At 65.3% G+C, this 20,892-nt stretch carries 22 protein-coding genes; 20 read left to right on the top strand and 2 right to left on the bottom strand.

The window, feature by feature from the left end:
* Positions 1 to 17 precede the first annotated feature (17 nt).
* From B2W55_RS29690 to B2W55_RS29665, 6 genes are all read left to right on the top strand, one after another.
* Entirely contained in the window at positions 18 to 1,799 is a 1,782-nt protein-coding gene (locus tag B2W55_RS29690) for an FAD-dependent oxidoreductase (RefSeq protein ID WP_024579324.1), read from the top strand.
* A gap of 83 nt (positions 1,800 to 1,882) precedes the next feature.
* Positions 1,883 to 3,208, top strand: a complete 1,326-nt coding sequence (locus B2W55_RS29685) for an ABC transporter substrate-binding protein (protein WP_371412452.1) — start codon at positions 1,883 to 1,885, stop codon at positions 3,206 to 3,208.
* An 85-nt stretch (positions 3,209 to 3,293) separates the two neighbouring features.
* The gene (locus B2W55_RS29680; RefSeq protein WP_024579326.1) at positions 3,294 to 4,007 is read left to right on the top strand and encodes an ABC transporter ATP-binding protein; all 714 of its coding nucleotides are present in this window, start codon (positions 3,294 to 3,296) and stop codon (positions 4,005 to 4,007) included.
* Entirely contained in the window at positions 4,004 to 4,708 is a 705-nt protein-coding gene (locus B2W55_RS29675; protein WP_024579327.1) for an ABC transporter ATP-binding protein, read from the top strand. Before B2W55_RS29680 ends, B2W55_RS29675 begins: the two co-directional genes overlap by 4 nt.
* Before the next feature lie 7 nt (positions 4,709 to 4,715).
* On the top strand, positions 4,716 to 5,582 hold the full coding sequence (locus B2W55_RS29670; RefSeq protein ID WP_024579328.1) for a branched-chain amino acid ABC transporter permease: 867 nt from the start codon (positions 4,716 to 4,718) through the stop codon (positions 5,580 to 5,582).
* On the top strand, positions 5,579 to 6,673 hold the full coding sequence (locus B2W55_RS29665; RefSeq protein WP_200894376.1) for a branched-chain amino acid ABC transporter permease: 1,095 nt from the start codon (positions 5,579 to 5,581) through the stop codon (positions 6,671 to 6,673). Before B2W55_RS29670 ends, B2W55_RS29665 begins: the two co-directional genes overlap by 4 nt.
* A gap of 176 nt (positions 6,674 to 6,849) precedes the next feature.
* On the opposite strand, the gene B2W55_RS29660 is transcribed toward B2W55_RS29665, so the two are convergent.
* Both B2W55_RS29660 and B2W55_RS29655 read right to left on the bottom strand, forming a co-directional pair.
* Positions 6,850 to 7,245, bottom strand: a complete 396-nt coding sequence (locus B2W55_RS29660) for a nuclear transport factor 2 family protein (RefSeq protein ID WP_371412453.1) — start codon at positions 7,243 to 7,245, stop codon at positions 6,850 to 6,852.
* Between the two features lie 174 nt (positions 7,246 to 7,419).
* The gene (locus B2W55_RS29655) at positions 7,420 to 8,340 is read right to left on the bottom strand and encodes an alpha/beta fold hydrolase (protein WP_024579330.1); all 921 of its coding nucleotides are present in this window, start codon (positions 8,338 to 8,340) and stop codon (positions 7,420 to 7,422) included.
* Between the two features lie 181 nt (positions 8,341 to 8,521).
* Between B2W55_RS29655 and B2W55_RS29650 the strand changes: the two genes are divergently transcribed.
* The 14 genes from B2W55_RS29650 (at position 8,522) to paaK (ending at position 20,802) form a co-directional block, all read left to right on the top strand.
* Complete coding sequence (locus B2W55_RS29650) at positions 8,522 to 8,905, top strand: hypothetical protein (RefSeq protein ID WP_024579331.1); 384 nt, start codon at positions 8,522 to 8,524, stop codon at positions 8,903 to 8,905.
* A complete protein-coding gene (locus B2W55_RS29645) occupies positions 8,902 to 9,984 on the top strand; it encodes a PHA/PHB synthase family protein (RefSeq protein ID WP_024579332.1) in 1,083 nt (360 codons plus the stop codon). The genes B2W55_RS29650 and B2W55_RS29645 overlap by 4 nt, the downstream gene beginning before the upstream one ends.
* Positions 9,981 to 10,577, top strand: coding sequence for a GNAT family N-acetyltransferase (locus B2W55_RS29640; RefSeq protein WP_024579333.1), 597 nt, complete (start codon positions 9,981 to 9,983; stop codon positions 10,575 to 10,577). The genes B2W55_RS29645 and B2W55_RS29640 overlap by 4 nt, the downstream gene beginning before the upstream one ends.
* 181 nt (positions 10,578 to 10,758) lie before the next feature.
* Complete coding sequence (locus tag B2W55_RS29635; protein ID WP_024579334.1) at positions 10,759 to 11,235, top strand: phasin; 477 nt, start codon at positions 10,759 to 10,761, stop codon at positions 11,233 to 11,235.
* 268 nt (positions 11,236 to 11,503) lie between these two features.
* Positions 11,504 to 12,787, top strand: a complete 1,284-nt coding sequence (locus B2W55_RS29630; protein WP_024579335.1) for a DUF445 domain-containing protein — start codon at positions 11,504 to 11,506, stop codon at positions 12,785 to 12,787.
* Between the two features lie 201 nt (positions 12,788 to 12,988).
* Positions 12,989 to 13,759, top strand: a complete 771-nt coding sequence (locus B2W55_RS29625; RefSeq protein ID WP_024579336.1) for an esterase/lipase family protein — start codon at positions 12,989 to 12,991, stop codon at positions 13,757 to 13,759.
* Between the two features lie 229 nt (positions 13,760 to 13,988).
* Positions 13,989 to 14,858 carry a phenylacetic acid degradation operon negative regulatory protein PaaX gene (gene paaX, locus B2W55_RS29620; RefSeq protein WP_024579337.1) on the top strand — a complete coding sequence of 290 codons (870 nt, stop codon included), beginning with the start codon at positions 13,989 to 13,991 and terminating at the stop codon, positions 14,856 to 14,858.
* Positions 14,859 to 14,934: 76 nt separating this feature from the next.
* A complete protein-coding gene (gene paaA, locus B2W55_RS29615; RefSeq protein WP_024579338.1) occupies positions 14,935 to 15,927 on the top strand; it encodes a 1,2-phenylacetyl-CoA epoxidase subunit PaaA in 993 nt (330 codons plus the stop codon).
* Between the two features lie 12 nt (positions 15,928 to 15,939).
* The gene (paaB, locus tag B2W55_RS29610; protein ID WP_024579339.1) at positions 15,940 to 16,227 is read left to right on the top strand and encodes a 1,2-phenylacetyl-CoA epoxidase subunit PaaB; all 288 of its coding nucleotides are present in this window, start codon (positions 15,940 to 15,942) and stop codon (positions 16,225 to 16,227) included.
* A 143-nt stretch (positions 16,228 to 16,370) separates the two neighbouring features.
* On the top strand, positions 16,371 to 17,147 hold the full coding sequence (gene paaC, locus B2W55_RS29605; RefSeq protein WP_024579340.1) for a 1,2-phenylacetyl-CoA epoxidase subunit PaaC: 777 nt from the start codon (positions 16,371 to 16,373) through the stop codon (positions 17,145 to 17,147).
* On the top strand, positions 17,141 to 17,644 hold the full coding sequence (paaD, locus tag B2W55_RS29600; protein ID WP_024579341.1) for a 1,2-phenylacetyl-CoA epoxidase subunit PaaD: 504 nt from the start codon (positions 17,141 to 17,143) through the stop codon (positions 17,642 to 17,644). The genes paaC and paaD overlap by 7 nt, the downstream gene beginning before the upstream one ends.
* Positions 17,645 to 17,770: 126 nt before the next feature.
* Positions 17,771 to 18,850, top strand: coding sequence for a 1,2-phenylacetyl-CoA epoxidase subunit PaaE (gene paaE / locus B2W55_RS29595; protein WP_024579342.1), 1,080 nt, complete (start codon positions 17,771 to 17,773; stop codon positions 18,848 to 18,850).
* Between the two features lie 131 nt (positions 18,851 to 18,981).
* Positions 18,982 to 19,452: a hydroxyphenylacetyl-CoA thioesterase PaaI gene (gene paaI / locus B2W55_RS29590; RefSeq protein WP_024579343.1), complete on the top strand. Its 471-nt coding sequence runs from the start codon at positions 18,982 to 18,984 to the stop codon at positions 19,450 to 19,452.
* Between the two features lie 18 nt (positions 19,453 to 19,470).
* Positions 19,471 to 20,802 carry a phenylacetate--CoA ligase PaaK gene (gene paaK, locus B2W55_RS29585; RefSeq protein ID WP_024579344.1) on the top strand — a complete coding sequence of 444 codons (1,332 nt, stop codon included), beginning with the start codon at positions 19,471 to 19,473 and terminating at the stop codon, positions 20,800 to 20,802.
* Positions 20,803 to 20,892 lie beyond the last annotated feature (90 nt).

Here is a 20,892-nt window from a genome sequence, read left to right as displayed (position 1 = left end):
CGACCAAGGAGAGGACCATGACCAGCAAACCCGTTGAGACCGACGTGCTCGTCGTCGGCAGTGGCCCGGCCGGCGCGACCGCCGCGGCGCTGCTCGGCATGTACGGCGTCAAGCACATCCTGGTGACGAAATATGGCTGGCTCGCCGATACGCCGCGCGCGCACATCTCCAACCAGCGTGCGATGGAAGTGCTGCGCGATCTCGGTCTTGAGGAGAAGGCCGTTGCGCAGGCCGTGCCGCAGAATCTGATGGCCAACAACGTGTTCTGCGAAAGCCTCGCCGGCGAGGAATTCGGTCGGCTGTACTCCTGGGGCAATCATCCGTCACGCAAGGCCGACTACGATCTCGCAAGCCCGACCCGCATCTGCGACCTACCGCAGAATTTCCTCGAGCCGATCCTGATCGAGGCCGCCGGCCAGCGCGGCACCTCGCTGTGCTTCAACACCGAGTTCGTCGACCTCGTGCAGGATGCCGACGGCGTCACGGCGACGGTGAAGGATCGCCTGTCGGGCGAAACCTACCAGATCCGCGCCAAATATCTGATCGGCGCCGACGGCGGCCGCAGCCGGGTCGCTGAAGTGATCGGCCTGCCGATGGAGGGCCAGATGGGCCGCGCCGGCAGCATGAACATCATCGTGCAGGCGGATCTCAGCAAGTACGTCGCGCACCGTCCGAGCGTGCTGTACTGGGTGCTGCAGCCGGGGGCCGAGATCGGCGGCATCGGCGCCGGCTTGATCCGCATGGTGCGGCCGTGGAACGAATGGCTGATCATCTGGGGCTACGACATCGAGCAGGGCGAGCGCAAGCTCTCCAACGACGAGGCGATCTCGATCGTGCGTAACCTCGTCGGCGACGAGACGCTCGAGGTCAAAGTCCGCTCGACCTCGACCTGGACCGTGAACGAGATGTATGCCGGCCACTATTCGTCGGGCCGCGTGTTCTGCGTCGGCGACGCTGTGCACCGCCATCCGCCGACCAACGGCCTCGGCTCCAACACCTCGATCCAGGATTCCTTCAATCTGTGCTGGAAGCTCAAGCTGGTGCTCGAAGGCCATGCCGCGCCGTCGCTGCTCGAGACCTATTCGGCGGAGCGTCAGCCGGTCGGCAAGCAAATCGTGACCCGCGCCAACAAGAGCATCGGCGACTTCCCGCCGATCTTCGAGGCCGTCGGCCTCGTCGCCTCGACCGATCCCGCCGAGGCGCGCAAGGCGATTGCCGCGCGCAAGGCGCCGACCGCCGAGGGCAAGGCACGGCGCAAGAAGCTCTACGAGGCGATCGCCAACAAGAGCTACGAGTTCAACTGCCACGGCGTCGAGCTGAACCAGCGCTACGGATCGACCGCGGTCGTATCCGACGGCACGCCGATGCCGGCCTTCACCAGGGATCACGAACTCTATTATCAGGCCACCACCTGGCCCGGCGCGCATCTGCCGCATGTCTGGGTCGAGCATCACGGCGAGCGCAAGTCGACGCTGGATCTCACCGGCAAGGGCCGCTTCACGCTGCTCACCGGGATCGGTGGCGATGGCTGGAAGGCGGCCGCGGCGGCGGTCGAGAAGGCTTACGGCCTGCCGGTCGATGTGGTGACGATCGGCCCACAGGGCTGCGATGCGCTCGACATCTATGCCGACTGGTATCGCCAGAGCGAGGTCGACGAGGACGGCTGCGTGTTGGTGCGACCGGACATGTATGTCGCCTGGCGTGCCAAGGAGGCGGCGGCCAATGCCAGCGACGTGCTGCTGGATGTGTTCGGCCAGATCCTCGGCCGTGCGCAAGCCAAGTCCGTCGCCGCCGCCTGATGCGGCGGGGCGCCGGCGATTGTTTTTCAGAACGAAATGAACGGCAGCCGGCGTGCGACCGGCTTGCCTCAAGGGAGGGGAAAATGTCCAAGGATCATTTGAACATCATGTCTTTCGATCGTCGCCGCGTGCTGCAAGGCATCGCCGGTGGGTTCGCCGCAGCAGGCACGACGACATTGTTCGCGCCGGCCGTCCGCGCCGCCAACAAGCCGATCAAGATCGGTTACGTCTCGCCGAAGAGCGGGCCATTGGCCGCCTTCGCCGAGGCTGACGATTTCGTGCTCGGTGAATTCCGGAAATTCATCAAGGATGGCGTCAAGGTCGGCCCGCAGACCTATTCGGTCGAGGTGGTGACCAAGGACAGCCAGTCGAATCCGAACCGCGCCGCCGAAGTCGCCAAGGAGCTGATCACCCGCGACAATGTCAGCCTGATCGTGGTCGGGGCCACGCCGGAGACCAACAATCCGGTGGCGACGCAGTGCGAGCTGGAGCAGGTGCCGTGCATCTCCACGGTTGCACCATGGCAGACCAATTTCATCGGCCGGCAAGCCAATCCCGGCGATCCCAAGAGCTGGAGGCCGTTCGACTACACGTTCCACTACTTCTGGGGGCTCGAGGACGTGATCGGCGTCTTCACCAGCATGTGGAGCCAGGTCGCGACCAACAAATCGGTCGGCGCGCTGTTCCCGAACGATGCCGACGGCAACGCCTGGGGCGACACCACGATCGGCTTCCCGCCCGTCTTGGCCAAGCAGGGCTTCAAGCTGACCGATCCCGGCCGTTTCCAGAATCTCACCGACGATTTCTCTTCGCAGATCGCCGCGTTCCGTGGCGCCGATGCCGAGATCATCACCGGCGTGATCATCCCGCCCGACTTCACCACCTTCTGGAACCAGTCGCGGCAGAAGGGACTGAAGCCGAAGGTCGTCTCCGTCGCCAAGGCGCTGCTGTTTCCTGCGTCGGTGCAGGCGCTCGGCAAGGGCGGCAACAACATCTCGACCGAGGTGTGGTGGACGCCGACGCATCCCTACAAATCGAGCCTCAGCGGTGTCAGCGCGAAGGATCTCGCCAAGGGCTACGAGCAGGCCTCCGGCAAGCAATGGACCCAGCCGATCGGCTTCGTGCATTCGCTGTTCGAGGTCGCGATCGACGCGATCAAGCGTTCGGGCGACCCGGGCGACGGCGCGGCGCTCGCGAAGGCGATCGGAGCCACCAAGCTCGATACGATAGTGGGCCAGGTCGCGTTCGGCTCCAGCGCGGTGCCGCCATTCGCGGCCAAGAACATCGCCAAGACGCCGCTGGTCGGCGGCCAATGGCGGCTCAGCGGCGACAAATACGACATGGTGATCACCGACAACAGACTGGCGCCGCAAATCCCGCTCGGCGGCGACATGCAGGCGCTGAGCTAGCGAGCGCGTCACCGGCACAACATCGATCGAGGATGCGCGTCCCATCCGCGCATCCTCTCCCAGCGAACCCATGCGGTGAGCGAACATGCTCGAACTCCATTCCGTCTCGAAACGGTTCGGTGCCATCGTGGTCGCCGATGCCATCGACCTGACGCTGTCGTCCGGCGAGGCGCTCGGCGTGATCGGGCCGAACGGCGCCGGCAAGTCGACGCTGTTCAACCTGATCACCGGCCTGTTGCGGCCGGATGCCGGCCGTATCGTCCTCGATGGCGCCGACATCACGCATCTCTCTCCGGAGGCGCGCTGCCGCACCGGCATCGGGCGCTCGTTCCAGATCCCGCAGCCGTTCGACCACCTCTCGGTGTTCGAGAACCTTGCGGTCGCCGCCCAGTTCGGCGGCGGTCTGTCGGAGGCGGATGCGGTCCAGCACTGCGGCCGGATGCTTGACCTGACCGGCCTCGAAGCCAAGGCCAATCGTCTTGCCGGCAGCCTGCCACTGCTCGATCGCAAGCGGCTCGAGCTGGCACGGGCGCTCGCCACCAAACCGCGCACGCTGCTGCTCGACGAGATCGCAGGCGGGCTCACCGATGCCGAATGTCATGAGCTGGTCGAGACCATCAGAACCATCCACGCCGAGGGCGTCGCCATCGTCTGGATCGAGCATGTGGTGCATGCACTGCTCGCGGTGGTGCAGCGGCTGGTCGTGCTCAATTTCGGCAAGGTCGTGGCCCAGGGCGTGCCTGCCGAGGTGATGCGTTCGCGCGAGGTCGAGACCATCTATATGGGCGTGCCAGCATGACCGCGCTGCTCAATGTGTCTGCGCTCGATGCGTTCTATGGCGACTTCCAGGCGCTGTTCGGCGTCGATTTCGAGCTCGGCCAGGGCGAGGCGGTCGCGGTGATCGGCGCCAATGGCGCCGGCAAGTCGACCATGCTGAAATCGCTGGCCGGTCTCGTGAAGAACCGCTCCGATGCCATCCGTCTCAACGGGCGCGCGATCGGCGATGCGTCCGCCGCCAGCATCGTGCGGCTCGGGCTGGCGCTGGTCCCCGAGGGGCGCCAGCTGTTTCCCTCGCTCAGCGTCGAGGAGAATCTGCTGATCGGTGCTTACGGCGGCGAGCGCACCACACCGTGGGATCTGGCCGCGGTGTACCGGATGTTTCCGGTGCTCAAGGAGCGCCGGCGCGGCGCCGTCACGGCGCTGTCCGGTGGCCAGCAGCAGATGGTGGCGATCGGCCGCGCGCTGATGTCGAACCCACAGGTCTTGCTGTGCGACGAGATCAGCCTTGGCCTCGCGCCGATCGTGGTGGAGGACATCTACCGCATGCTGCCGCAGATCCGCTCGGGCGGCACCGCGGTCGTGCTGGTCGAGCAGGACATCGCCCGCGCGCTGCGGGCGGCCGATCGTTTTTATTGCTTGCAGGAGGGGCGGGTGACCTTGAGCGGAAAGCCTGACGATGTGGATCAGGACACGATCCGCGCGGCCTATTTCGGAGCATGAGGGAGCGATGAGCGGATTCGACACCATCATCGAAGGCGTGCTGCTCGGCGGCGTCTATGCGCTGTTCGCGCTCGGCCTGTCGCTGATCTTCGGCATCATGCGTCTCGTCAACCTGGCCCATGGCGACCTGATCCTGCTCGCGGCCTATCTGGTGCTCAGCGCCACCACCGCGCTCGGCGTGCCGCTTGCGGTCGCTTCGCTGCTGGTCGTCGCTGTGATGTTCGTGCTTGGTTTCGTGTTGCAGCGGCTGGTGCTGGAGCGCGTGCTCGGCGACGACATCCTGCCGCCGCTGCTCGTCACCTTCGGCCTGTCGATCGTGATCCAGAACGGGCTGCTGCTCGGCTATGGCGCGGACAGCCGTCGCCTGCAAGCCGGCGCGTTCGAATCATCATCGGTCACGCTGGCCCCGGGTCTCAGCGTCGGCCTCGCGCCGCTGACGGCGCTGGTGACGGCGATCGCCGCCGTCGCGCTGCTTCAGCTGATTTTCTATCGCACCTCGCTCGGCCGCGCCTTCCGCGCCACCGCCGACAATCCGGCGATCGCGCAATTGATGGGGGTCAACGAGCGCAATGTCTATGCCATCGCGGTCGGGCTCTCGCTCGCGGTGTCGGTGATCGCCGCTGTCGTGTTCGGTATCCGCGCCAGCTTCGATCCGTCGATCGGGCCGGCGCGGCTGCTCTACGCGTTCGAGGCCGTGATCATCGGCGGCCTCGGCAGCCTGTGGGGCACGCTGGCGGGCGGCATCGTGCTCGGGCTCGCGCAGGCGATCGGCGGCCGGATCAATCCGGAATGGCAGATCCTGGCCGGCCATCTCACCTTCCTGGCCGTGCTGATGGTGCGGCCGCGCGGTCTCTTCCCGGCGAGGCGGACATGAGCGTCGAGAGCATCGATATCCCGGCAGATCGGAAGGATCGTCAGGCCGATGTGCCGGTGTGGCAAGTCCGGGTTGGCACGCGCCTGTCGCGCGTCGCGGCCATGGCCGGCGTGGTGCTGGTCGTGGTGCTCGCGGTGCTGCCCGCGGTCGCATCGCGCAATCTGATCCAGGATCTGATCTTCGTTCTCACCATGCTGACCTTGGCGCAGCTCTGGAACGTGCTGGCCGGCTGGGGCGGACTGGTGTCGGTCGGGCAGCAGGCCTTCGTCGGGCTTGGCGCCTATGCGCTGTTCGCCGGCATCGTGATGGCCGGGCTCGATCCCGTGGCGGCGATCCCGCTGGCCGGGCTGTTCGCGGCGCTGAGCGCGGCCGTGCTCGGGCCGCTGCTGTTCCGGCTGGAAGGGCCATATTTCGCGATCGGCAGCTGGGTCGCCGCCGAAGCCTTGCGGCTGATCTGCGCGCAGTTCAAATCGCTCGGCGGCGGCACCGGGATGTCGATCTCGCCCAGCGAACTGTCCCAGATGTTCGGGCTGAAGGCGGTACAGGCGGTGCTCGGCCTGCGCCCGGCAGCGGCGCGCGACGTGCTGGTCTACTGGCTGGCACTGCTGCTCGCCGTGCTCGTCACGCTCGCGATCTATGCCTTCATGCGCTCGCGCCATGGCCTGGCGCTGGCGGCGAGCCGCGACAACGCGGCGGCAGCGCGCAGCGTCGGCGTGCGCACCGCGCGGATCCGGCACGTGTTGTGGATCGCGGTCGCGTTCGCCACCGGCATGGTCGGCGCCGTGGTCTACCTCCAGAAAGCGCGCATATCGCCCGACGCCGCCTTCAGCGTCACCGACTGGACCGCCTATGTGATCTTCATCGTCGTGATCGGCGGCGTGCGTACCATCGAAGGCCCGATGGTCGGCGTGCTGCTGCTCTGGGGGCTCGTCACCTGGCTCGCCCAATATGGCAGCCTCTACCTCGTCGTGCTCGGCACGCTCGCCATCCTGATCATGCTGTTCATGCCGCGCGGCGTGTGGGGCGCGGCGGCGCGGCGCTGGCAATGGCAGCTGTTCCCGACCCAGCGCTGGCTCGGCCGCAGCGGCTAGCGCATGATGGGTTCAAATCGAAGCGCGTTGGCTCCGTGCTCGCTTTACCTCCGCATTGCGGAGAGGTCGATTTGCGGAGCAAATCGGGGGAGGGGCGCAGCTCCAACGAGAGACCGTAAACCCTCACCCGGCGCTACGCGCCGACCTCTCCCAAGGGAGAGGTCAACCTCAACCGCTCAGAACATCGTGTTGCTGTTCGCCGGGTTCTCGGGAATCGGCTGCACCACGTCCCAATGCTCGACGATCTTGCCATCCTCGAGCTTGAAGATGTCGATGATCGCGTTGCCGCGGGTGCCGGGCTCGCGCACGGCATGAACGTGCAGGATCACATAGTCGCCGTCGACGAACGAGCGCTTGATCTCGCTGTGCGAGTTCGGGAACTTCTCGCGCAGGAAGGCGATGAACTTGCGGAAGCCGTCCGGTCCGTCGGCCGCGCCGGGATTGTGCTGCACATAGCGGTTGCCGACATAGGCCAGCGCCGCGTCGGCGTCCTTCTGGTTCAGTCCCTTCTCGTAGAAGGCCAGCACCGCCTTGCGGTTGGCTTCCTGCTGCGCTTCGCTGGTCGCGGCCATAGCCGACGACGACGCGAGCGCAAGGAGGAGAGCGGCGACGACTGTCCGTGGCCGGAGAAGGGTGTTCATCTGGAGGCTCCCGAGGCTGAGCGATGGATAGCGCTCTCTACAGCGTCCATCCCCCGCCCGAAAGAACGCACTCCTGGCTCACATGGTCACCGGGAGATACCGGCCCTATGCCGCCTTCGCCGCCGCGCCATGCGCGTGCTTGTCGATGGCGTCGATGATCTCGGGCCACATCGGGATCGGCAGCGCATGGCCCATGCCTTCGATCATCAGCAGCTTGGCGCCCGGGATCGAGACCGCGGTGTCCTTGCCGCCCTCGGGATGCACCAAGGGATCGATGGTGCCGTGGATCACCAGCGTTGGCGCCTTGACGCTGCGCAAGCGCTCCTTGCGACTGCCGGAGGCGAGGATGGCGCGCAGCTGGCGGCCGACGCCCTCCGGATTGAGACCGCGCTCAAAGGTGCGCCGCGCACGTTCGGGATCGAGCGCCTCATCCTCCGGGAACGAGCCGTTGCGCAACACTTTCCAGGTCTGTCCGAAGCGGACGAAATACTCCTCCTTGCTCTTCGGCGGCGGTGCCATCAGCACCGCGGTCGCTTCGCGGGTCGGGCCCGGGATCTTTGGATTGCCCGTGGTCGACATGATCGAGGTCAGCGAGCGCACCCGCTCGGGGAAGGTGATCGCAACCTCCTGCGCGATCATGCCGCCCATCGAGGCGCCGACCAGATGCGCGGTACGGATGCCGAGCGCGTCCATCAGCCCGATCGTGTCGCGGGCCATGTCTGCGAGTTTGTAGGGCGCGGCGACCGGAATCTTCAGGAAGCGCAGCTTGATCAGCTCGAGCGCGGTCAGCCGCTTGCCGCCGCTCATCCGCGACGACTTGCCGATATCCCTGTTGTCGAATCGGATCACGCGAAAACCGCGCGCGGCGAGCTGCCGGCAGAACTCGTCGTCCCAATGGATCATCTGGGCGCCGAGGCCCATGATCAGCAGCAGCGGCTCGGCATTCGCATCGCCAAAGACCTCGTAGCAGATGTCGATGTTGTTGGCGCGGGCAAGCTGCGGCGGCTGATGGGCGAGCGTGGTCACGGGCGTCCTCTTCCGGATTCGAGGTCAGGAACCTGCATGCTGCCATGGATTGACGCAGCGCAGAAGGGCTTCGACGCCGCGGGTCGTGCCGCGCTGTTGACCGATCAGCGGCAACAGTGTCGTATGGCACGAACAAGTGGAAGCGCGACAAGCGCTCGGGATTGGTGAGGAGGAGGGCCGCATGGCCGACAAGGGCAACGACCCTGCCGTGATCTGGCAGACGATGATTGGCGAGATGGAGAAGGGGTTCAACTCCTTCGGCAACCAGTTGATGAGCTCGCCTGAGTTCTCGAAGGTGATGAACCAGGCCGGCGGCGTCGCGGCCGGCGCGCAGAAGCAGCTCGGCGAGCTGATGGAGAAGTATCTGCTGGCGATGAACCTGCCGAGCCGCGCCCAGCTCGTCGGCATGGCCGAGCGCCTGCAATCGATGGAGACCCAGCTCAACGAGATCAAGACGCTGTTGCAGCAGGTGCATCACAATTCGCTGGCGCCGGATGACGGCTATGGCGCGACGCCGCGGCCGCCGCGCACCAAGCGCCCGCCATCCGAGGGAGACGGCACATGAATGCTCCCACCGGATTTGATTTCGCCTCGATCTCCGAGCGGGTGCAGTCCGAGGTGCAGCGTGCGATCCAGCGCAGCATCAAGGGCGTCGAGTATTTCTCGAGCTCGGGCCCCACGCTCGGCGAGACACCGAAGGACGTGCTGTACTCGCGCGGCACCATGAACCTCTATCACTACCGGCCGCAGGCCGACGAGGTCTATCGCGTGCCGGTCCTGATCGTGATGGCGACCACCAACCGCGGTTACATCCTCGATCTGGTGCCGGGGCAGAGCTTCATCGAATTTCTGCTCAAGCGCGGCTTCGATGTCTACATGCTGGATTGGACCGCGCCGAAGCCCGAGGAGAAGTCGCTGCGCATGGAGGACTACGTCCTCGACTTCATTCCGGAATCGGTCCGCCGTGTGCAGCAGGTCTCCGGCGAGAAGGACGTGTCGGTGATCGGCTATTGCTTCGGCGGCGTGTTGTCGCTGCTCTACGGCTCGATCTTCAACGACGGGCCGATGAAGAATTTGATCTGCTTCACCACGCCGATCGACTTCCGCGAGATGAAGCTGTTCTCGAATTTTGCCGACCGCCGCTACTTCGACGTCGACCGCCTGATCGACAGCACCGGCAACATGCCGCCCGAGCTGATCCTGCAATCGTTCGACATGTTGCGGCCGGCCGCGCGCGTAGCTGGCCAGATCCAGCTCTGGGACAACATCTGGAACGACGAGTTCGTCAAATCGTACCGGATGTTCGACCGCTGGGCGACCGACACGCTGCCGCTGGCCGGCGAATATTTCCGCGCCATCACCAAGGATCTGATGTGGGACAACAAGCTCTACAACGACACCATGACGGTCGGCGGCCGCGCGGCCAGGCTTGCCGACATCAAGGTGCCGATCCTGCACGCGGTCGCCGAGCACGACCACATCGTGCCGTATGACGCGGCAAAGCACCTGATCACCAAGATCGGCTCCGAGGACAAAGAGGAGGTGATGCTGAAAGGCGGTCACGTCTCGCTGGTCGCCGGCGCCAATGCAATCAAGCGGCTGTGGCCGAAACTGGACAACTGGTTGGGCAAGAGATCGATATGACCGAACAACGTTCCTATCCGCGCCACGTCACGACCGAGGCCGGCGACATCGAATTCCGGCTGATGACGCGGGCCGACGAGGCCGCGGTGCTGGCCTTCGCGCAGAAGCTGCCGACGCACGATCTGTTGTTCCTGCCGCGCAACATCAGCCAGCCGAAGGTGCTGTCGGCCTGGGTCAACGAGATCGAGCGCGGTGACATCACGAGCCTGCTCGCGATCAAGGATGGCAAGGTGGTCGGCTGCGGCACGTTGGTGCGCGATCCGCACTCCTGGTCGCCGCATGTCGGCGAGATCCGGATGGTGGTGTCGCTCGACGTGCGCGGGCAGGGCGTCGGCCGGGCGCTGTCACAGGAGACGTTCGCCATTGCCCTTGGCGCCGGGCTGGAGAAGTTCTCGGTACAGATGACGGTCGACCAGCGCGCGGCGATCGCGCTGTTCGAAAGCCTCGGCTTCAAGGCGGAGGCCCTGCTGCGCGACCATGTCCGCGATGTCGAGGGCAAGACCCACGACATCGTCGTGCTCGGGCACAATGTGGCGCAGGTCCGGGCGCAAATGGAGGCATATGGGGTGTCGGACGCGGTTGGGGGTAATTAGAAACCGTTAACCGCTGACGCGTTAGGCAATCTGCCGGATTTTCATCCAATTCACAGGTTCGTGATATCGCGCTGCAACATTAATATTGCAGCGCACCATGGGGTGTGCCATAACACCGTTGCCCCGGGCCAATCCGGACGGGGTGAGCCCATAGCTCAAACCTGAGGATGGAGAGACCCCAATGACCACCGAAACCAATTCCGTGCTGAACAGCGTCAAGGAAGCCTTCGCGCCCGTCACCGAGGCGTTCACCAAGCTCCAGAACCTGGAAGTTCCGGAAGCCGCCCGTGAGTTCGTGAAGAAGCAGGCCGAGGCCGGCAAGACCCGCGCCGCCGATGCCTATGCCGGCTCCGAGAAGGTGACCTCCGTGATCGAGTCCGCTGTTGCCGGTTCGGTGACCGAAGCCGCCAAGATCAGCCGCAACATCCAGCAGGCGATCTACCACGACGCCGAGGCGTTCTTCGCCGGCATCGACAAGCTCGCGTCCGCCAAGTCGCTGAGCGAAGCCGCCCAGATCCAGTCGGACCTGGTCCGTGCGCGTGGCGAACTGTTCGTCTCGCGGGCGAAGGCCACCACCGAGTATCTCGGCAAGCTCGTCACCGACGGTGCCAAGTCCGCGCAGGACAACTTCGCCAAGGTCTACGGCAAGACCGCCTGATCGCGCTCGCGCCGACCAACTGCCGCTTTTCGAAGGCCCGCCATGTCGCGGGCCTTCTTTTTTGCCTCACAGTCGTCATCCTGACGTGAAGCTAGTCCTCATCCACAGGTGTCGTCGCCCGGCTCGACCGGGCGACCCAGTACGCCGAGGCCTATCCGCTCAAGCACCACCGTCTCTGGAATACTGGATCACCGCCTGCGCGGGTGATGACACTGAGCAAGCTGAGGGGTGCGAGCGGACGTAAACTAGCATACATTCGAAAGTCCCCATGACCCTTCCCGCAGCCCTTGCCTCTACGCCCGTCGATGCCGAACGTGCCGCCGAGCTGCGGCGCGTGAAGTGGCTGGCGACCGGCGTGCTGGTGGCGACCCTGATCATCTTCATCGCGGCGAAGGCGCTGCTGCCGCTGCATCCGGCCTTCGGCTTCGTCGCGGCCTTCGCCGAGGCCGCGACCATCGGCGGCCTCGCCGACTGGTATGCCGTCGTCGCGCTGTTCAAGCGGCCGCTCGGCCTGCCGATCCCGCACACCGCGATCATCCAGAGCAATCAGCAACGCATCGCCGAGAAGCTCGGCGAGTTCATCGAGAACAATTTCCTGGAGGCCGGCCCGGTCGAGGCCAAGCTGCGCGAGATCGATTTCGGCTCGTTCATCGCCGACTGGCTGCGCGACCGCAAACGGTCGGAGGATCTCGCCCGCTTCGTGCTGCGGATGCTGCCGGAAGCGTTTGCGGCCACCGAGAGCTCGGGCCTGATGCAGTTCATCAGCCGCCGCGTCACGACGCAGGTGCTCTCGATCGACCTCGCGCCGCTCGCCGCCGGCGCGCTGCGCGGCTTCGTGCAGGACGGCAAGCATGAGGGGCTGCTCGACGACCTCTTGCGCGTGCTGCACCAGACGCTGACGCAGCAGGAGACCATGGCCGTGATCCGCGACAAGGTCCGCGCGGAGATGCCGACGCTGCTCAAGCTCTATCGTGCCGACAAGTTCGTGGTGAACCGGATCATCGCCTCGGCCACGAAATTCTTCGAGGAGGTGCGCAACGATCCGCAGCATCCGTTCCGCGGCGAGTTCGATCGCATGCTGCTGTCGTTCGTCGACCGGCTCGGCAACGACAAGACCTTTGCCGACCGCATCGATGGCCTCAAGCGCGATCTGATGGCGCGGCCGGAACTCGCCAATCTCGGGCGCACCATCTGGGCCAACGTCAAGGATTTCATCGCGCGCAGTGCCTCGGGCGAGTCGCAGGTGTTGCAGCATCAGCTGGCGCGAATGTTCGTCGAAGCCGGCGATGCGCTCGATGGCGATGCCGAGCTGCGCAACGAAATCAACCAGGGCCTGGTCGCGATCCTGCGCACGGTCGTTGCCGAGCAGAAGAGCGGCGTCTCGAGCTTCATCGCCGACCAGATGAAGAGCTGGGACATGGAGCAATTGATCGCGCTGATCGAGGTCAATGTCGGCAAGGACCTGCAATACATCCGCTTCAACGGTTCGCTGATCGGCGGACTTGCCGGGCTCGCACTTTACACGCTGGAATACGTGCTGCGGCTGCTGTGACCGATTGGGCACGCAAGTGACTTTAGTTGTGGCAAGTGTGACCTGAACCGCTTGCGCGAAAGTGATCGGTTTCCTAGCTTTTCAAGGTTGATTGTTGCGTTGCGGAACGATTCCGCCGGGTTTGCGTCAATCCTGCTGACCCATTCCTGATGATCCCATTGCCGGCCGCCGCGACGTCAGGGGCCGTGAAGAGGAGCTGAAATGTCGGTTGCTGCGCAGTCGCTACGCCCGCCGTCCCGGACGCTGATGTTTCTGGAAGGCCGCGCCATTCACGAGCTCGGAGCTTTCCTGGGTGCATTGCCGCTGTTGAGCCTCGCGCCGCGCGGCGATGGGCATCCGGTGCTGGTGTTGCCCGGCCTGATTGCCTCCGACATGTCGACGCGGCCGCTGCGCGACTTCCTCAAGAGCAAGGGCTACGCCGTCAGCGGCTGGCGCCAGGGCCGCAATCTCGGGCTGCGCTCCGGCGTGCAGGACGGCATGGTCGACCTGCTCCAGGAGATGAACGAGACCAGCGGCCGCAAGGTCTCGCTGGTCGGCTGGAGCCTCGGCGGCCTCTATGCGCGCCAGCTCGCCAAGATGATGCCGGAGCGCGTGCGCCAGGTGATCACGCTCGGTAGCCCGTTCGCTGCCGGCCCGAAGTCGACCAACGCCTGGCGCGTCTACGAGATGGCCAGCGGCCGCCGTGCCGACGAAGAGGATTCTCGTTTCGGTGGCTCGCTCGCGAGCGCGCCGCCGGTGCCGACCACCGCGATCTTCAGCCGCACCGACGGCGTCTGCGCCTGGCAGGGTTGCCGCGAGCAGGCCTCGTCGATGACCGACAGCATCGAGGTCGAGAGCAGCCATTGCGGCATGGGTCATCACCCGGCCGTGGTCTACGCCGTCGCCGATCGCCTCGCGCAGAAGGACGGCGAGTGGGCGCCGTTCGATCGCAGCGGCTGGCGCAGCTTCGTCTATCCGGATCCGAACCGCTGACTTGCTTGCCTCGCCCCGCCTGCGGGGAGAGGCCGGATCGCATGAAGCGAAGCGCAATGCGATCCGGGTGAGGGGAGTCTCCACGAGAGCAACTCTCACCGTGAACGCGGAGAGCCCTCCTCATCCCGACTTTCTCAGAGCGAGCTTCGCTCGTCTCGGCCCCGAACGCGGGGAGAAGGGGAAGCACCCGCATTGTCGTGACTCGACAAAACGCGCTATGCGTTGAGGCATGCCGCAGCCGCTTGCCCGCATCGTCGACCAACTGAAGCGCGAACCGTCGCGCACCGGCTCGATCATCATCACCGTGTTCGGCGATGCCATCGTGCCGCGTGGCGGCGCGGTGTGGCTCGGCACGCTGCTGGAATTCTTCAAGGCGCTCGACATCGACGGCAATGTGGTGCGCACCGCGATGTCGCGGCTTGCCGCCGACGGCTGGCTCGAGCGCAGCAAGCTCGGCCGCAACAGCTTCTATCGTCTCAACACCAAGGGGCGGCAGACCTTCGACACCGCGACCCGGCACATCTATGATCCGCCGCCGTCGGACTGGACCGGCCGCTTCGAGCTGCTGTTGATCGGCAATGCCGAGGACCGCGACGCCGCGCGCGAGGCGCTGAAGAATGCCGGCTTCGGCAGTCCGCTGCCCGGTGTGTGGGTCGCGCCGTCGGGCGTGCCGATCCCCGATGAAGCGTCGCGCGCGATCCGTCTCGAAGTGTCAGCGGAAGACGACAGCGGCCGCCGCCTGCTCAGCGAGAGCTGGCCGCTCGATCGCACCGCGGACGCCTATCTGAAGTTCATGAAGACGTTCGCGCCGCTGCACGGCGCGATCGTCCGGGGCGAGACGCTGAGCGACGCGGATGCCTTCACCGCGCGCATCCTGCTGATCCACCACTACCGCCGGGTCGTGCTGCGCGACCCGCTGCTGCCCTATCAGTTGCTGCCGAAGGACTGGCCGGGCAGGGCGGCGCGAAAACTCTGCGGCGAGATCTATCGTGGCGTGCTTTCGCTGTCGGAACAATGGCTTGACGCGCACGCAACCAATGAAGACGGGGCGCTGCCAAGGCCCAACGGGGCTGTGGCACGCCGTTTCGAGGATGTCTGAACATATTACAAAAATAGGTTGCATTTCAAAATTTGTGTTATATATTACTGCCTAACAACACACTGGGAGGTCGGCCATGTACACGCAGGCGCTCAACTCATCCGACGGCGACGAACGCGGCGTCGAGGATGTCGCCCGTGCCAGTCAGTTCCAGGCCCGCATCGATGCCGATGAGCGTATTGAGCCGAACGACTGGATGCCCGCGGCCTACCGCAAGACGCTGACCCGGCAGATATCCCAGCACGCCCATTCCGAAATCGTCGGCATGCTGCCCGAGGGCAACTGGATCACCCGCGCGCCGTCGCTGCGCCGCAAGGCTGCGCTACTCGCCAAGGTGCAGGACGAATGCGGCCACGGGCTCTATCTCTACGCCGCCGCCGAGACGCTCGGCACCTCGCGCGAGGAGCTGGTCGACGGCATGCTCTCGGGCAAGGCGAAATATTCCTCGATCTTCAATTACCCGACCCTGACCTGGGCCGACATCGGCACCATCGGCTGGCTGGTCGACGGCGCGGCGATCATGAACCAGATCCCGCTGTGCCGCTGCTCCTACGGTCCCTATGCACGCGCGATGATCCGCGTCTGCAAGGAGGAGTCGTTCCACCAGCGCCAGGGCTTCGAGATCATGGTGACGCTGTGCCGCGGCACCGCCGAGCAGAAGGCGATGGCGCAGAACGCGCTCGATCGCTGGTGGTGGCCGGTGCTGATGATGTTCGGCCCGCCGGATCAGGTCAGCCAGCACAGCGACACCTCGACCAAATGGAAGATCAAGCGCTTCTCCAACGACGAGCTGCGCCAGAAATTCATCGACGCCACCGTGCCGCAGGCCGAATTCCTCGGGCTGACGATTCCCGATCCCGGCATGACGCAGAACGAGAACGGCAATTGGGTGCACAGCCTGATCGACTGGGACGAGTTCAAGCAGGTGCTGGCCGGCAACGGTCCCTGCAACCGCGAGCGCCTCGCCGCGCGCCGCAAGGCGCATGAGGAGGGCGCCTGGGTGCGCGAGGCGGCTGCGGCCTATGCCGAGAAGCGCAAGCGTCGCCAGCTCGCACAAGCCGCCGAATAAGGAGCGCTCAAGATGGCCACGCCGAACGTTCCGCTCTGGGAAGTCTTCATCCGCAGCCGCAACGGGCTTGCGCACAAGCATGTCGGCTCGCTGCACGCGGCGGATTCGACTCTCGCGTTGCAGGCCGCGCGCGACATCTACACCCGCCGCGGCGAGGGGCTGTCGATCTGGGTGGTGCCCTCGAACGCGATCACCGCGTCGGACCCGTCCGAGAAGGGCATGATGTTCGAGCCGGCGGAATCCAAGATTTATCGCCACCCGACGTTTTACGACGTGCCCGACGAAGTCGGGCATATGTGAATTTCACCCGTCATGGTGAGGAGCCGCGTATGCGGCGTCTCGAACCACGACGCCCCGATCGTAACCGCGGCCATCCTTCGAGACGCCTGCTACGCAGGCTCCTCAGGATGACGCCGGGCAAGTGGATGCAGGTGAACTAGAACATGGCAACCGCCAACATCGAAGTCTCCGAAACGCCGCTGGTGCTGTACGCGTTGCGCCGCGCCGACGACGCGCTGATCCTCGGCCACCGGCTGTCCGAATGGTGCGGCCATGCGCCGGCGATGGAAGAGGATATGGCGCTCGCCAATATGGGCCTCGATCTGCTCGGCCAGGCCCGCGAGCTCTACAGCTACGCGGCCAAGGTCGAAGACCGTGGCAACGACGAGGACAAGTTCGCCTATCTGCGCGACGTCAGGCAGTACCGCAATCTGCTGCTGGTCGAGCAGCCGAACGGCGACTTCGCCCGCACCATGGTGCGCCAGTTCTTCTATGCGGCGTTCGCCGATCTGTACTGGCGCGCGATGATGGCATCGTCCGATCCGACGCTGGCCGCGATCGCGGCGAAGTCGGAGAAGGAAAGCGCCTATCATGTCAGGCATTCGTCGGAGTGGATTGTCCGGCTCGGCGACGGCACCGAGGAGAGCCACCGCCGCGCGCAGAACGCGATCGATGACCTCTGGGCCTATACCGGCGAGATGTTCGCGGTCGACGATGGCGAGCGCGGCCTGATCGATGCCGGCATCGCAATCGATCCTGCGACGCTCAAGGCGCGCTGGCTCAAGACGATTGGCGACATCGTCGACGAGGCGACGCTGGCGCTGCCGAAGAGCGATTGGATGCAGCAGGGCGGCCGCGTCGGCAGCCACAGCGAGCATCTCGGTCATCTGCTCAGCGAGTTGCAGTCCCTCCAGCGCACCTTCCCGGGGGCGACATGGTGACGGCAGCACTCAGCGATGCCGATCTGCGCCGGCGCGCCTGGAGCGCGGCCGCGCAGGTGGTCGATCCGGAAATCCCGGTGCTGACCATCGCCGATCTCGGCGTGCTGCGCGACGTCGCGGTCCACGACGGCCGTGTCGAGGTTGCGATCACGCCGACCTATTCCGGCTGTCCGGCGATGAACATGATCGCGCTAGAGATCGAGCTCGCGCTCGAGCGCGAGGGCATTCATGCGCCGAAGGTCCGTACCGTGCTGTCGCCGGCCTGGACCACCGACTGGATGAGCGAGGACGGCCGTCGCAAGCTCAGGGAATACGGCATCGCGCCGCCGCTGCCGGGCTCCTCGCGCCGCGCGCTGTTCGGCGAGCAGGCGGTCGCGTGCCCGCAATGCGGCTCCGGCGATACCGAACTGCTCTCCGAATTCGGCTCGACCTCCTGCAAGGCGCTGTGGCGTTGCAAGAGCTGCCGTGAACCCTTCGACTACTTCAAGTGTCATTGATCATGATGTCGTTTCGAGCTGCCAAGTCCGTCATTGCGAGCGAAGCGAAGCAATCCATTTCTCTACACGGAGATAGATGGATTGCTTCGTCGCTTCGCTCCTGGCAATGACGGGGAGAGATAGGCGATGTCCTTGACCCCGCGATTCCACCGTCTGTCCGTCAGCGATCTGCGCCGCGAGGCGTCGGACGCCGTATCGATGACCTTTGCGATCCCCGACGATCTGCAAGGCGATTACCGCTTCACGCCCGGCCAGTACCTGACCTTGCGTACCACGATGGACGGCGAGGAGGTTCGCCGCTCCTATTCGATCTGCTCCGGCCCCGACGATGGCGAGCTGCGCATCGCGGTGAAGAAGGTCGACGGCGGTGCGTTCTCGAACTGGGCCGCCGACGAACTCAGAACCGGCGACGAGCTCGACGTGATGACGCCGACCGGCCGTTTCGGCATCGCTCACGCGGCAGGCGAAGCGCGGACCTATGTCGGCTTCGCTGCCGGCAGCGGCATCACGCCGATCCTCTCGATCATCAAGGGCGTGCTGGCGCGCGAACCGGATAGCCGCTTCTTCCTGTTCTACGGCAACCGCACCACCGAAGGCGTCATGTTCCGCGAGGCGCTGGAGGAATTGAAGGACCGTTTCATGCAGCGGCTGTCGGTGTTCCACGTCATTTCAGGCGAGGAGCAGGACATCCCGATCCTGCACGGCCGGCTCGACGGCGACAAGGTGCGCCTGCTGCTGCGCTCGCTGGTGCCGGCCGCGACCGTCGATCACGTCTTCGTCTGCGGCCCCGCCGCGATGAGCGAGACGATCGAGGCCACCTGCCGCGAGATCGGCATCGCCGACGAGCGCATCCATGTCGAGCGCTTCGTATCGGAGTTTGGCGGCAAGCCGCGTCCGAAGGTCGTCGTTGCCGCCGGTGCGCCGCCGAAGGCGATCGCAGGACTGATCATCGACGGCAAGCGCCGCGAGGTGCCGGTGGCCGATGGCGAGTCGATCCTGGATGCCGCGCTGCGCGCCGGCATGGACCTGCCGTTCGCCTGCAAGGGCGGCATGTGCTCGACCTGCCGCGCCAAGCTGGTCGAAGGCGAGGCGCCGATGGACCTGAACTATTCACTGGAGCCGTGGGAGCTCAAGGCGGGGTTCATCCTCACCTGTCAGGCCAAGCCGTGCTCCGGCAAGGTCGTGGTCGATTATGACCATGTCTAGCGGTCATTCCGGGCTCGCGCTCCGCGCGCCGCGGAATGACGGAAGTAGCGTTGACCCGCCGAGCGTTGCGCTTGAGATTAGTTTGACACCAAGAGGCCCGCTGTAACGGGCTCGCCCACAGGGAGTTCGATGTGAACGTGAAGGCCACGCTATCATCAGAAGACTTGACGCCGGAAGATCTGGCCCGCGCCTGCGCGGATGCGATGTGGAAGGAAGACGACGCCAGCAAGGGTCTCGGCATGGAGCTGGTCGAGATCAAGCCGGGGCAGGCGACGATGGCGATGACGGTGCAGCCGCACATGGTCAACGGCCAGCGCATCTGCCATGGCGGCTACATCTTCACGCTCGCCGATTCGGCGTTCGCGTTTGCCTGCAACAGCCGCAACGATCGCGCGGTGGCGGCGCAGGGCAATGTCACGTTCATCCGCCCGGGCAAGCTCGGTGATCGCCTGGTGGCGACGGCGCGCGAGATCTCGCGCAGCGGCCGCTCCGGAATCTACGACGTGCGCGTCACCGCCGGTGACAGCGTGATCGCCGAATTCCGCGGACATTCGCGCGTGATCCAGGGCACCTGGCTGCCGGACACGGACATCAAGGCATAGGTTTTGGGGGAAACGTCGATGGCAACGGCAAAGCTCAAGGTCAAGGATGGCGGCTATCATGCCGAGCTCGATGCAGCCGAGTGCGCCTCGCGCGACGAGATCATGGCGTTGCAAACCAAGCGGCTCGGCTGGTCGCTCAAACATGCCTATGACAATGTCGCGCACTACAAGAAGGCGTTCGATGCCGCGGGTGTGCACCCGACGGACTTCAGGCAGCTTTCCGATCTCGCCAAGTTCCCGTTCACGGTGAAGACCGATCTGCGCGACAATTATCCCTTCAACATGTTCGCGGTGCCGCGCGAGCAACTGGTGCGGGTCCATGCCTCGTCCGGCACCACCGGCAAGCCGATCGTGGTCGGCTATACCAGGGCTGATATCGACACCTGGGCGGATGTGATGGCGCGCTCGATCCGCGCCGCCGGCGGCCGCAAGGGCATGCTGATGCACAATGCCTATGGCTATGGCCTGTTCACCGGCGGCCTCGGCGCGCATTACGGCGCCGAGCGGCTCGGCTGCACCGTGATCCCGATTTCCGGCGGCATGACCGAGCGCCAGGTGCAGTTGATCAACGACTTCCGGCCCGACATCATCACGGTGACGCCGAGCTACATGCTGGCGATCCTCGACGAGTTCAAGCGGCAGGGCCTCGACCCGCGCAAGTCGTCGCTCAAGTTCGGCATCTTCGGCGCCGAGCCCTGGACCAACGCGATGCGCGTCGAGATCGAGCAGGCCTTCGACATGGACGCCACCGACATCTATGGCCTGTCGGAAGTGATCGGCCCGGGCGTCGCGCAGGAATGCGTCGAGACCAAGGACGGCTTGCACATCTGGGAGGATCACTTCTATCCGGAGGTGATCGATCCCTTGACCGGCAAGGTGCTGCCTGACGGCGAGAAGGGCGAGCTGGTGTTCACTTCGCTGACCAAGGAAGGCTTCCCGATCATCCGCTACCGGACCCGCGACCTGACGCGGCTGTTGCCCGGCACGGCGCGGCCCGGCATGCGACGGATGGAGAAGGTCACCGGCCGCTCCGACGACATGATCATCCTGCGCGGGGTCAACGTGTTCCCGACCCAGATCGAGGAGGCCCTGCTGGCGACCGACTGGTGCGGCGGCCACTTCGTCATCGAGCTGACCCGCGAAGGCCGCATGGACGAGATGACGGTGCTCGCCGAGGCCCGTCCCGAGAGCTGGGACGGCGCAGGGCTGACCGCGCATGCCGAGAAGGTTTCCGCCTTCATCAAGAACACGATCGGCATCTCGACCCGCGTTCGCGTCGTTGCGCCCGAAACGCTGGAACGTTCGCTCGGCAAGGCGAAACGTGTTTACGACAAGCGGCCGAAAGAATAGCCTTTCGCCTGCATCCGTAGGGCTATCGCATATGCGCGCGACTCCCCACAAACTCCGTCATGCCCGGGCTTGTCCCGGGCATCCACGTCT

The sequence above is a fragment of the Bradyrhizobium sp. UBA2491 genome (genome assembly GCF_002341725.1).
Taxonomy (GTDB): Bacteria; Pseudomonadota; Alphaproteobacteria; order Rhizobiales; family Xanthobacteraceae; genus Bradyrhizobium.
Note: the sequence above shows the minus strand (reverse complement) of the source record. Positions and strands in the feature narration are given on the sequence as shown.